12 protein-coding genes are annotated in these 13,043 nt (G+C 41.5%); 5 read left to right on the top strand and 7 right to left on the bottom strand.

All coding sequences use genetic code 11. The annotated features are described in order from the left end of the window. The first annotated feature begins 128 nt into the window (after positions 1-128). The 4 genes from G509_RS0119590 to G509_RS0119605 all read left to right on the top strand — a co-directional run bounded on the left by G509_RS0119590 (position 129) and on the right by G509_RS0119605 (position 4,277). A complete protein-coding gene (locus G509_RS0119590; RefSeq protein WP_026993089.1) occupies positions 129-659 on the top strand; it encodes a porin family protein in 531 nt (176 codons plus the stop codon). Positions 660-688: 29 nt separating this feature from the next. Continuing rightward, the gene (locus G509_RS0119595; protein ID WP_026993090.1) at positions 689-1,237 is read left to right on the top strand and encodes a porin family protein; all 549 of its coding nucleotides are present in this window, start codon (positions 689-691) and stop codon (positions 1,235-1,237) included. 137 nt (positions 1,238-1,374) lie between these two features. Next, the gene (gene aroQ / locus G509_RS0119600) at positions 1,375-1,797 is read left to right on the top strand and encodes a type II 3-dehydroquinate dehydratase (RefSeq protein ID WP_026993091.1); all 423 of its coding nucleotides are present in this window, start codon (positions 1,375-1,377) and stop codon (positions 1,795-1,797) included. Further along, the gene (locus G509_RS0119605; protein ID WP_026993092.1) at positions 1,797-4,277 is read left to right on the top strand and encodes a DUF5686 and carboxypeptidase regulatory-like domain-containing protein; all 2,481 of its coding nucleotides are present in this window, start codon (positions 1,797-1,799) and stop codon (positions 4,275-4,277) included. Before aroQ ends, G509_RS0119605 begins: the two co-directional genes overlap by 1 nt. 463 nt (positions 4,278-4,740) lie before the next feature. Here G509_RS0119605 and G509_RS22590 read toward each other — a convergent pair whose 3' ends face one another. From G509_RS22590 to G509_RS0119635, 4 genes are all read right to left on the bottom strand, one after another. Continuing rightward, complete coding sequence (locus G509_RS22590) at positions 4,741-4,977, bottom strand: hypothetical protein (RefSeq protein ID WP_035739354.1); 237 nt, start codon at positions 4,975-4,977, stop codon at positions 4,741-4,743. A gap of 51 nt (positions 4,978-5,028) precedes the next feature. Continuing rightward, entirely contained in the window at positions 5,029-5,313 is a 285-nt protein-coding gene (locus G509_RS0119625; RefSeq protein ID WP_026993094.1) for a hypothetical protein, read from the bottom strand. A gap of 241 nt (positions 5,314-5,554) precedes the next feature. Next, positions 5,555-6,124 carry a cytochrome b/b6 domain-containing protein gene (locus tag G509_RS0119630; protein ID WP_026993095.1) on the bottom strand — a complete coding sequence of 190 codons (570 nt, stop codon included), beginning with the start codon at positions 6,122-6,124 and terminating at the stop codon, positions 5,555-5,557. A gap of 12 nt (positions 6,125-6,136) precedes the next feature. Beyond that, positions 6,137-7,030: a cation diffusion facilitator family transporter gene (locus G509_RS0119635; protein WP_026993096.1), complete on the bottom strand. Its 894-nt coding sequence runs from the start codon at positions 7,028-7,030 to the stop codon at positions 6,137-6,139. 266 nt (positions 7,031-7,296) lie between these two features. On the opposite strand from G509_RS0119635, the gene G509_RS0119640 reads away from it, so the two are divergent. Next, the gene (locus tag G509_RS0119640; protein ID WP_026993097.1) at positions 7,297-9,774 is read left to right on the top strand and encodes a DUF5686 and carboxypeptidase regulatory-like domain-containing protein; all 2,478 of its coding nucleotides are present in this window, start codon (positions 7,297-7,299) and stop codon (positions 9,772-9,774) included. Between the two features lie 691 nt (positions 9,775-10,465). Here G509_RS0119640 and G509_RS0119645 read toward each other — a convergent pair. The 3 genes from G509_RS0119645 to murA form a co-directional block, all read right to left on the bottom strand. Continuing rightward, positions 10,466-11,143, bottom strand: coding sequence for an SIMPL domain-containing protein (locus tag G509_RS0119645; RefSeq protein ID WP_026993098.1), 678 nt, complete (start codon positions 11,141-11,143; stop codon positions 10,466-10,468). Positions 11,144-11,166: 23 nt separating this feature from the next. Next, positions 11,167-11,580 carry a cytochrome c oxidase assembly factor Coa1 family protein gene (locus G509_RS0119650; RefSeq protein WP_026993099.1) on the bottom strand — a complete coding sequence of 138 codons (414 nt, stop codon included), beginning with the start codon at positions 11,578-11,580 and terminating at the stop codon, positions 11,167-11,169. A 143-nt stretch (positions 11,581-11,723) separates the two neighbouring features. Continuing rightward, positions 11,724-13,034 (bottom strand): UDP-N-acetylglucosamine 1-carboxyvinyltransferase, encoded by a 1,311-nt coding sequence (gene murA / locus G509_RS0119655; protein ID WP_026993100.1) that lies wholly within the window; start codon positions 13,032-13,034, stop codon positions 11,724-11,726. Positions 13,035-13,043 lie beyond the last annotated feature (9 nt).

Raw genomic sequence — 13,043 nt, forward strand, 5'->3', positions numbered from 1 at the left:
CATTATTTAATTCGCCTTCTAAAACATTACAAATCAACCATAAGCCATCTTTATAGTTAAAGTCGAATTAAATTATGCAGTATTAATACTACTTTTCTTTAATTTTGCCCGTAAACCAGTACACCTGCATGAAAAAAATACTACTTACTGCCCTGCTGATTTTAGGGGGCTTTAGCGCCCAGGCACAATGGGGAATTAAAGGAGGATTAAACTTTGCCAACCTTAAAGGCGATGGCGATGGTAACCTAAACGTTCTTACCCAATTTCATATAGGCGCAGTTTACGAAATATCTGTTATAGACCCGTTTTCTATACAGCCCGAGCTTTTATACTCTGTACAGGGTGCCAAGGTTAAAGGCACGTATGGCGATGATATTAAGCTTAATTATTTTAGCGTACCCGTTATGGCCAAGATATACCTTACTGATGGCTTTAATATACACGGCGGCCCGCAGTTTGGTATGCTGCTTAGCGAAAGCGACAGTTTTAGCCCGTACAACAGCAAAACATTTGATTTTGGTTTTGCCGGCGGCCTTGAGTTTTTTGTAACTGATGGCCTGTTTATACAAGGCAGGTACTATGGCGGCACCAACAAAATATCGGGCAATACCGATCTTAAAAATACAACCGTGCAGCTTTCTTTAGGCTACATGTTTTAATTTGTAAACCAACTTAAACTTAAATAAAAATGAAGAAGATTTTTTTATTAGCAGTATTGTTTGCAAGCAGCTTTGCAGTGCAGGCACAAGGCATAGACTTTGGTATTAAGGCCGGAGCCAACTTTGCTAAATTTAACGGCGATATAGACAGCGATGGTATTACTAACTTTCATGCCGGTGCTGTAGTAGAACTTAACCTTGTACCAATGTTTTCTGTACAGGCAGAGGGTTTATTTAACTCTGTAGGTGGTAAAGCTAAATACGATGCCGATGGCGTTATTGGTGTAGCCGAAGATATTAACCTGGATTATATATCTGTACCTGTTATGGCTAAATTTTATTTATTACCAGACAGGTTAAGCCTTATGGCAGGGCCGCAGTTCTCGTTTTTAGTTAGCGATGCCGAAGAAGCTTTTGATACTAAAACTTTTGATATGGCTGCTGCAGGTGGTGTAGAACTTAAAATTATTGCAGGCCTTTTTGCCCAGGCACGTTATACTATTGGACTTACCGATGTTTATGATGAAATAGATTCTAAAAACGCGGTGTTCCAGTTATCAGTAGGATACTTTTTCTAAAATTTTTGATAAAATAATAAAAACCGGTTTATCTTTTAGGTAATACCGGTTTTTTTATGGCTCTAAATGTTAAAATTACTATTAAACAACATACGGGGCGTACACCTATTAATTACATTTACCTAAAATAAGCATACATGAATATTATTATTATAAACGGCCCCAACCTTAACCTTCTTGGCAAACGCGAACCCGAAATTTATGGTGGCCGCAGCTTTGAAGATTACTTTGCGCAGCTACAGCTAAAATTCCCCGGGGTTAAGCTGTCGTACTACCAGAGCAATGTAGAGGGCGAGCTTATAAACCAAATACACAAGGCCGGCTACGAGCTGGATGGTATTATACTAAATGCCGGTGCTTACACCCATACATCAGTAGCCATTGGTGATGCCATAAAGGCCGTACCTGCACCCGTTGTAGAGGTACATATATCTAACACCTTTTCTCGCGAAACCTACAGGCACCAAAGCTTTATATCGCCGGTATCGGCGGGGGTTATTATTGGCTTCGGGCTAAAAAGCTACGAGCTGGCACTACAATCTTTTATATTAGAATTATAATGAAATACGCTGCTGTTGTCCTGTTATTTTTAATGAGCATTACTGCCATTGCGCAGGTATCGGGTAAGGTTACCGGCCCCAAAGGAGAGCCTGTGCCCTATGCATCGGTTATTGTTGCAGGCACGTACAACGGCACATCATCCAACGCCGAAGGAGAGTACACCCTTAATGTAAAAACCAGGGGCATGTACACTATTATAGTACAATCTTTAGGCTATAAAACTTTTGAGGCTACTACCGATGTTACCAGGCTTCCGTACACGTTAAACGTTACTATGGAAGAAGAAAGCTATAAGCTGGACGAGGTGGTGGTATCTAACAAAGATAACCCGGCTAACGACATTATTAAAAAAACCATAGGCAGCCGCAAGGCCAATTCGGCTAAAACGGCAAAATTCACAGCCGATTTTTATTCTAAAGGTTTATTCAGGATTAAAGATGTACCCAAAAAATTCCTGTGGTTTAAGGTGGGCAACCTGCAAAGCGTTTTAGACCCTTCGGGCAGTGGCGTTTTGTATTTATCTGAAACGGTATCGCAAATAAAATCGCAAAAGCCCGATGATTTACAGGAAACCATTATAGCCTCTAAAGTTAGCGGCAGCGATAACGGCTACAGCTTTAACAACGCAGCCGCAGCCGATTTCGACTTTTACGAAAATTACATTCCGTTTGAGGTTAATGCCGTATCGCCCATTGCCGATAATGCCTTTAGCTATTACAACTACACGCTGGAGAGTACTTTTTATGATGTAAACAAAAACCTTGTAAACAAAATAAAAGTCACCCCAAAGCGAGAAAGCGAACCTGCCTTTAACGGCTACGTATATATAGTAGAAAATTCGTGGCAACTGTATGCCGTCAGCCTGTCTATAACCGGTAAAAAAATTAAGCAGGATTTGCTTAACACCCTGCTTATACAACAAAACTTTGGCTACAATGCTAAAGAACAGCTATGGTCTAAAAACGTACAAACCCTGGATTTTGAAGCCAGCCTTTTTGGTGCGGGCCTATCAGGCAGGTTCTCGTATGTGTACAGCAACTACAACTTTAACCCGGCGTTCGATAAAAAAACGTTTGGCAACGAGGTGCTTCGGTTTGAGCCCGAAGCCAACAAAAAACCGGTTAGCTACTGGAAACAGGAACGCCCTATACCCCTTACGGCCGAAGAACGCAACGACTACACTAAAAAAGACAGTATAGAGCTGGTTATTAACACCAAGGCCTATAAAGATTCTATCGATAAAAAAAACAACCGTTTTTCGTACTTCTCTCCCATAATTGGCTATAATTATAATAACAGCTACGAAAACTGGACGTTGAGCTACACGGGCATCATCAAAAAACTGGGCTTCAATACCGTGCAGGCGTATACCTTTGCACCTTCGTTTTACTTTACAAAGCGTAGCGAAGATAACACCGCGTATACTACTATAGGTACCGACCTTAACTATGGTTTTGCCGAGAAGCGCTTTAGGATGACGGGGACCATTTCGAGGAAATTCAACAATTTTACCTACCGCATTATTACCCTTACGGGAGGTACCGCCATAGAGCAGTTTAATACCGAGAACCCTATAAACAGGATTGTTAACTCAATAAGTACCCTTTTCTTTAAGGATAACTACATGAAGCTATACGACAACCAGTTTGTGCGTTTAAGCTACCAGGAAGAACCCGTTAACGGCGTGTACCTGTTTGGTACTTTTGAGTATACCCGTAAGCGATCGTTGTTTAACAACACGGCCTTCTCGACCCTTAAAGATGCTTACGACCCGTATTTTTCTAACAACCCGCTGTTGCCGTATGATTATGATGCGCCGGCTTTCCAGCAGCACAACATGCTTAAGGCATCGGTGGCAACCAGCTTTTTCTTTGGGCAAAAATACCAGACACGCCCTAACGGCAAGTTTATAATAGAGGAGACAAAATTCCCTAAGCTGTTTCTTAAATACGAGAAAGGTTTTGCATCGAGCGTAGACGATTATAATTTTGACCATCTGTCGGCGCGTGTAACCTACGATGCTACTTTTGGCAACGCCGGTAACCTGGGCATGAGCTTTAGGGGCGGTACGTTTTTAAACAGTGGCGATAAAATAGCATTTACAGACTACAGGCATTTTAACGGCAACCAAACCTATGTGGGCCGATCTGAGCGCTACCTTAATGTATTTAACCTGCTGCCGTATTACACCCACAGCACCAGCGATAAATATTTTGAAGCCCACGCCGAACATAACTTTAATGGCTTTTTAACCAACAGCATACCGCTTATAAACCAGCTGGACTATCATTTGGTTTTAGGCGCCCACCTGCTTTCTATTCCGGAGCGCAACCCTTACACCGAATTTAGCGTTGGCCTTGATAACTTAGGCTGGGGTAAATTCAGGTTCCTGAGAATTGATTATGTACGTTCTTACGAGAGCGGTTTCCGTAGCCAGGGTATTATCTTTGGCTTGACTTTCCTGGATATTTTGGAATAGTTTTTTGGTTAGGCGTTATGGGTTTCGGGTTTGGAGTTGTGGGTTTGGAGTTAAGGGTTATTCCACAGAGATGCACGGAGTGATCTCAGAGATTCACAGAGAAATATAGTTTTTGCTTTGCAAGAGGTCATAGAGCTGTATGGAAAATTCAAAGATATTCTTCCTGAACATTAGAGTAGTTTTTCCTAAAATTTATGATTACTCTGATTGAAAATAATATCTATAACATTAATAATGTTACCATCCAGTTTATAAATTAATGAAGTATGCTCGTTAATTATGCAACGATGCAAGTTTACTATTTTAGAAGAAGGGCATATATAATTATATTGGGATATCTTTTCGATAAGTTCCTTTACCTGATTCTCAAATCTAAGAACTATATCTAAATTCCATTTTTCAAAAATTTGTTCGATAACTTCCAAATAATTAACTTGGGCATTGCCCGACCAAAACACATCCATTATCGATCTTTTAAACTTTGAATTTTTGCTTTAACAGATTGCATTACTTCAGAATGACTTATAACATTTCCATTTTTAACATCGTCCAAACCTCTTTCAATAGATTGCTTTTGTTTATCGGAAAGCGATAGGTACCAATCAGCAGTATCCTCAACTGTTATAAAATCAAAATTTTTGATCAATTCCAGAAAAAACGACAACTTGTTGTCGTTAATATTTATGACCAGCTGTTTCATAATTATATGATTTTGTAGTATAACGATATTCAAAGATAATATTTATATAAACTACTTCTTCTTTCTTATTAATGGTTTTTTATTGCGCAAAACACTGCCCCTAAAATCTTCAAGGGGTTCTTTTTGGCGGATGCGTTCAAAATCTTCCCAGGTGGCGCAAAGCATGTTGTAGCTCTCGCCATCAATTATAATAGGCAGGGTAACGGTTTCTATACCGGTAAAGTCTTCGTTTAAAAAGTCGGCTACATCATCTACGGCATAAAACCATTCTTTATCAAACTGTATTTTATTGATGGTAGCCTCTTTGCGTATCATTGCTTCGGTAATCTTTTTCATGGCTTGTAGTAAAAAAATAAAACCAAAGATAGGCAAAGTACAATGCACCATCTTTGGTTTATAAAATATTTAGTAATGAACTCATCTTGACTTTTTTAATTGGCTGCAAAATGGTCTTTTTGCTCCATATTTTACCTGTTTTATTACTCCGTAGCGCTGCTATGCAGTGCAAAAAAGCCAAAATCTGTACAAAAACTCTTATTTTTCGCTTCAATCAAAAATGTCAAGACGAGTTCAATGCCTACGGCCTGTCGCCGCTAATTATTTTAGAAATAATGCCACGGTCTTTAGTGCCATCGGCAATAATAACCCCAATAAGGTGTACCGCTATAAATGTTACCATATAGTATAACGACAGTTTATGGATCTCTTCGCTAATATCGTGAATGCTCTCGGGTCCGAATTCAATAATCAGTCCTGTACCCAGCGATACCGCAACCAGAATATAAAATATAACATACACCCACGCCTTAAATTTATTATACCCCGACACTGCCTTAAACGGGCTGGGGAATGCCTGCCCCTGTACATAAGTAATTACGCAGCGCACCACAAAAAGGCCGGTAAGCACATAGCCCGCAATGGTATGGGTGTGCCACATTGGGCGGCGCACTTTTTTGCCAATAGTACCGGCAAGGTCTTTATCTATACTAACACCATCTTCGGCAAGGCCATCCTGAATAATACCGCCTATGTGGTTTTTATTCATCCACCCAAGGCGCAGCAACACCGTTAATAAAAGGTATAAAAAAGTAAAAGCTATAGCCCAGTGTATAAGCCTGCTGGCAAGGTTAAAACGTTTATCTCTCATAATAAAGTATGGTTAATGTACAGCCCCTGCGGGCTCTATGTGTATGTGTATGTAGGCAAACTGGGGCAGTACGCTTTGTATATGGTCCTGCACGGCATGAGCAATGGTGTGCCCCTGCTCTACGGTAAGGTCTTTATTAACCCAAACGTGCATATCGGCATGGCTCATAAGTCCCATTTTACGTATATGGCATTTTTGCACGTATTCCACACCCGCTACTTCGGCGGCAAGCTCTGTTATGCGCACATTTAGCTTGGGATCCAGTTCTTCGTCTAACAGCTCGCCAATAGCGGGGCGAGCAATAAGGTAGGCATTAACAATAATAATTCCGCCGGCAAGCAGGGCAGCCCAATCGTCGGCCACTTCGTAACCCGGGCCACCAAGAAGCCCAATGGTAATACCAATAAACGCCGCGCCCGATGTTATGGCATCGCTACGGTGGTGGAAAGCATCGGCCTTAACCGCACCGCTGTTAATCTCGTTACCCGTTTTAATAACATAACGGTACAAAAACTCTTTGGTGGCGATAACCACCACCAGTATAATTAACGTAAATGCTTTAGGCGATTTATGCGGCGTACGGATGTTGTGCACGCTCTCTACCGCTATTACTATAGCAGCAATAACCAATGCCAGGGCAATACCCAAGGCAATAAGGGCTTCGGCTTTGCCGTGGCCGTAAGGGTGCTCTTTATCGGCCGGTTTAGACGACCATTTAAGGCCAATGTACATCATGGCCGACGTAACAATATCGGTAGTGCTTTCTATAGCATCTGCAATAAGGGCGTACGAGTTGCCAAAAATTCCGCCAAGGGCCTTTACAATTGCCAGTATGGTGCTGACAATAATACCCGTAAGCGTGGTTTTTAGCCCTGCGGCAGATGCCGGGTTATGATTTGTCTCCATGAAGTAATTGTTTCTTAAATTGTAAATACATGGAGTAATTATTTTTCATATCGCAAAAATACAGGTAATGTGTAACTTTTTCAAGCTAAGGGATGCAAACTTTATATTTATCATTTATTTTTATGCGCAGCTACGGTGTAACAATTAGTGCAATAGCCCGTTATCTATGCTAACCAATAAAATTTTAATAGTCATGCAACCATTTATTAACAATACCCGTCTATACTAATACAAATATTACCCTTACTTAACCAACAAAACCAACCATGCACAAATTTTTGACCCTGCTTTTATTTTTTGCGGCACTAACCACAAACGCACAGATTAAAGGTAAAATTACATCGGCTAACGGAGAGGCCATTCCGTTTGTTAGCGTTGCTATCGAGAACACCTATAACAACACCACTACTAACGAAGAAGGCAATTTTGAGCTTATTATAAAAAACACCGGCCAGTACACCATTATTTTTCAGTCCATAGGCTATAAAACAAAAAAAGTTCCGGTAACGGTTAGCGCGCTTCCACACCTGCTTAACGTTACGCTTCAGGAAGAAAATTACGAGCTTAACGAGGTGGTAATTTCTACCAAAGAAGACCCTGCCTACGAGGTGATTCGCCAGGCGGTGGCCCACAAAAAAGAGAATAGCGAAAAAACCGGCCGCTTTGAAGCCGACTTTTACTCGAAGGGTATCTTTAAGGTAAAAGACCTGCCTAAAAAAATTATGGGCATTAAGGTAGATGCGCCCGAGGGTATGGTAGACAGCACCGGATCTGGTATTTTGTACCTGTCTGAAACGGTTTCTAAAATTACTTTCGAGCAGCCTAACAACATTAAAGAGCGCATTGTGGCCAGTAAAACCAGCGGCGACAGCAGGGGTTTTAGCTACAACACAGCTTTGGGCACGTTTTACAACTTCTACAATAATTACATCGATTTTAATGTAAATATGGTATCGCCACTGGCTAACAATACCTTTAACTACTACAAGTTTAAGCTGGAGGGTACTTTTTTTGATGAGAACAACAACCAGATAAACAAGATTAAGCTGATACCGCGCCGCGATAAAGAGCCGGTGTTTGAGGGCTATATTTATATTGTAGATGGCAGCTGGGCTATTTATGCTATAGATGTAGATGTTAAGGGTTTCCGTATGCAAAACCCTATATTAGAAAACCTTAACCTTAAGCAAAATTTCAGCTATAATACCGAGAACAGGATATGGGCTAAAAACTCGCAGATATTTGATATTAAGGCGGGTGCCTTTGGTATAAAATTTACCGGTGGCTTTACGCACGTGTACACCAACTATGTGTTTAAAGATAGTTTTGACAAAAAGACTTTTGGCAAGGAGATTGTTTTTGTAGAAGAAAACTCCAACAAAAAAGACTCGCTGTACTGGAATGCCATGAGGCCGATTCCGCTTACGGATGAAGAGGTAGCCGACTATACCAAAAAAGATAGCATACAAACGCTTCGCGAGTCTAAAACCTACCTGGACTCTATTGACAGGAAAAACAATAAGTTTAAGATTTTCGACATCTTAACCGGCTACAGCTATGCCAACTCATACAAAAAATCACGTTTTACGTATGAGGGTCCGCTTGATCCGTTCGCCATTGGCTACAACACCGTACAGGGTTGGAATTTTAATGCCGGGCTTAATTACAGCAAGTATGATGAGGAGAAAGGCACCTCTACCTTTGCGGGCGCCAAATTTAACTACGGCATTGCCGAAGACCGCCTGCGTGTGGTGGGTACGTACAGCCACCGTTTTAACAGGCAAAACAATGCCTACTTATACATTAGCGGCGGCAGCCAGGCCGTGCAGTTTAACCCCGCCGAACCCATTACCCCACTGGTAAACCTTGTTAGCACCTTGTTTTTTAAAGACAACTACATGAAGCTGTACGACAAAACCTTTGCCCGTGTACAGTACGGCCAGGAGGTTTTTACAGGGCTGAACATGCAGGGCTATGCCGAATATTCGCGCAGAAAGGCGTTGTTTAATAATACTGATTATGTGCTTATTAAAAACGATGATAATTTTACATCGAACAATCCGTTAGATCCGTTTAACGAATTTTCGGCACCGTTTGCAACGCACCACCTTTATAAAGCGGGTGTGGTGGCGAGTATAAAGTTCGGACAAAAATACATTACCCGCCCAGATGGCAAGATAAACGTTAGCAACAGCAACTACCCTACCCTTTCGTTACAGTACGAAAAGGCTTTTGCCGGCAGCGAAAAAAACTATGAGTACGATTTTGTTGCTGCGCGCACTACCTACTCTACCTCGTTAGGCAATAAGGGCGATTTTAGCATTAACCTTAAAGCCGGTAAGTTTTTTGGTGCCGATGGTATTTCGTTTGCCGATTACAAACATTTTAACGGTAACCAAACCCACGTTAACACTGCGGGCTACCTAAATGCTTTTAACCTGTTGCCGTACTACAGCCACAGCACGAACGACTCGTATGCCGAGCTGCACACCGAACTGAACACCAGGGGCTATATTATGAACAAGATACCGCTGCTTAACCTTTTAGAGTGGAACTTTATAGTGGGCTACCATGCCCTTGCCACCCCCGATGCCAAACCGTACCAGGAGTTTACTGCCGGGTTTGACAATGTAGGCTTTGGCAAATTCCGCTTTTTTAGGGTAGATTATGTACGCGCCTACCAAGGCGGCTTTGCTACCGATGGTATTATGATTGGCCTTAAGTTTATGGGTATGCTTGATTAAATTCCCCCCTACCTTTTTAATATAAAAAGAGCTAACCGCGGTAAAGTGTTTAGCTCTTTTTTTGTGATAGGAATTTTATTCCCTTAGGGAAATTTGTTACCCCGCGATTTTAATTTGCTACCGAAATTAATTGCCTACGGCAAAGTTGGAACGCCTCCCTATTGGTTGCTACCGAAATGTATTCCCTACGGGAAATTTGTTGTCTCGCGATTTTAATTTGCTACCGAAATTAATTGCCTATGGCAAAGTTGGAATGCCTCCCTTTTGGTTGCTACCGAAATGTATTCCTTTTGGGAAATTTGTTACGTCGCGATTTTAATTTGCTACCGAAATTAATTGCCCAAGGCAAAGTTGGAATGCCTCCCTATTGGTTGCTACCGAAATGCATTCCTTTTGGGAAATTTGTTGTCTCGCGATTTTAATTTACTACCGAAATTAATTGCCTACGGCAAAGTTGGAATGCCTCCCTTTTGGTTGCTAACGAAATGTATTCCTTTCGGGAAATTTGTTGCGTTGCGATTTTAATTTGCTACCGAAATTAATTGCCTATAGGAAATTAAAATTTGTGATAAGGAAAGTTTACGCCATCACTATCGCGTAGCGATTTAATTTCGGTAGCAAATTTTGATTAGGCAGCGGCCAGTTTTCCCGTAGGGAATTAATACGTTATAATTACAAACCAATAAGCGACTTACTTTATAGCATACTTAACATAGTAGGAAAACTCTATTTTAATAGGCTTAAAAGAATCTGTATAATTGGTTACATAATCTGACGGGAGAGCCACGTTAGATCCAAATTTAGGCGCACTAAAATTAGAACCAAGCTCGTTAATTACCAACGGTTTACCTGGCTGTTCTCCAATCGCTTCTAAAAGATATGTTGCTTTATCTTTAGCTGCTTTTATTGCTGAAATACGCACCTCTTTTCTAAGGTTATAAATTTGCGAATATTCGGTTTTAGAGATTTCTGCCTCTTTAATATTAATGTTATGCAGGGTTTCGAATACCTTACTTACCTCGGTAGCATTATTTACTATCAGGGTATATTCTTTCATCTCTTCTACACCCTTTTCTTTACGCTTGTACATAATAATATCAGAACTGGCATCCGACAACGACATCTTTTTAAGGTCGATACCCGCCTGCTGCAACGCCTGCTTTAGCTTGGTTTCCTGCTGGATAATGGTGTAACTATCTTTGTTTACCACCTTATCTTTCAGGGTAATGGTAATATAGATAATATCGGGCACTACCTCTTTTTGGGCCGTGCCCGTAACCTCAATATACGGTTTATCTTCTTGTTGTACAGCCTGTGCGTGCGTGGCAAGGGTTAGGGCCAGGGCTAAAAGGGTAAATAGTTTTTTCATAAATAGGTTAGTTATATTTTATATTATTCAACAATTTCCATATCAGTTACTTTCCATTCAGAATTCGCTGCTTTTTCCATCGCCACGGCAACATCTATGTCTTTTTTAACCCCTTTTACGGTAATGGTTAACGATGCCGTGCCCACGCCATTATCTATCTCTATAGAGCCGGTGGATAAAAAGCCATAGTCTTTAATGCCGCCGGTTAGTTTTTTAACTTCGGGGTCGTTTTGTATTGTATTTATGGCAAGGTTATAAGTGTCGCTGCCTTTTAAAACCCTGCTTATACCTGTAACAATAAAAAAGCCTATTAGCCCCAGCGCAATAATAATGGCAGCCACAATTATAAGGGCTTTTTTGGTATTGTTCTTTTTTGCAGCTTTAAAGTAAGCTTCGGGGTTATTATTAAGCTGTTTTGAGGTGTAGTTGTTATCCATTGTAGTGATTGATTTGGTTGATTGATTTGGTTGATTGATTTTCAATTGGAAAAGTACAGCTTTTTACAATTGCAACCTACAGGCTTACAACAAAAAAGGGCCGGAATAGATCCGGCCCTTAGTGGTATGTATTTCAGTAGAAATTAATCTATCCTTGTAATTTTTGCGCCAATGGCAATAAGCCTTTCGTCGATGCGCTCGTAGCCACGGTCTATCTGGTCTGAGTTTTGTATGGTACTGGTTCCTTTTGCAGATAGTGCCGCAATTAGCAGCGATATACCCGCCCTGATATCCGGAGATGACATTAGGATGCCTTTTAGTTTCGACTTAAAGTCTAAACCTATTACGGTAGCCCTGTGTGGGTCGCATAAAATAATTTTTGCGCCCATATCTATAAGCCTGTCTACAAAAAACAAACGGCTTTCGAACATTTTTTGATGGATAAGTATCTCGCCACGTGCCTGTGTTGCCACAACCAGAACGATACTTAAAAGGTCGGGCGTAAAGCCCGGCCACGGCGCATCGGATATGGTTAAGATAGAACCGTCTATGTAATTCTGTATCTCGTACCCATCGGTATGTGCAGGAATGTAAATATCGTCTCCCCTGCGCTCCAGGGTAATACCCAGCTTGCGGAAGGTGCCCGGTATAACGCCAAGGTTATCCCAGCTAACATCTTTAATAGTAATTTCGCTCTGGGTCATGGCGGCAAGGCCAATCCAGCTGCCAATCTCTATCATATCGGGCAATATGCGGTGCTCGCATCCGCCAAGGGTTTCTACACCTTCTATCTCTAAAAGGTTAGAGCCAATACCGGTAATGTTAGCGCCCATGCTGTTAAGCATCCTGCAAAGTTGTTGCAGGTAGGGCTCGCAGGCGGCGTTGTATATAGTGGTTTTGCCTTCGGCAAGCACGGCAGCCATAACAATATTTGCCGTACCGGTAACCGATGCCTCGTCTAAAAGCATGTACGTACCTTTAAGCCTGTCGGCCTCTACGCCATAAAAATGGTCTTCTTCGTTATACCTAAATTTTGCCCCAAGGTTAATAAAACCTTCAAAGTGGGTATCTAAACGGCGGCGTCCAATTTTATCGCCACCCGGCTTAGGTATGTAGCCTTTACCAAAACGCGCCAATAGCGGGCCTACTATCATAATAGAACCCCTTAAAGATGCGCCCTCTTTTTTAAACGCCTCAGACTCCAGGTATGCAAGGTTAACCTCGTCTGCCTGGAACGAATACGATCCGTGGGCAAGCTTTTCTACCTTAACGCCAAGATTGCGCAGCAGGCTAATAAGCTTGTTAACATCAATAATATCCGGTATATTATTAATGGTTACTTTTTGGGGGGTTAGCAGTACAGTACAAAGTACCTGCAGTGCCTCGTTTTTGGCTCCCTGCGGCTTAATTTCGCCTTTAAGGGGCGCTCCTCCTTCAATTTTAAATGTTCCCATGCAGCGTTA

Origin of the sequence: Flavobacterium subsaxonicum WB 4.1-42 = DSM 21790, from assembly GCF_000422725.1 — a bacterium.
GTDB classification, from domain to species: domain Bacteria; phylum Bacteroidota; class Bacteroidia; order Flavobacteriales; family Flavobacteriaceae; genus Flavobacterium; species Flavobacterium subsaxonicum.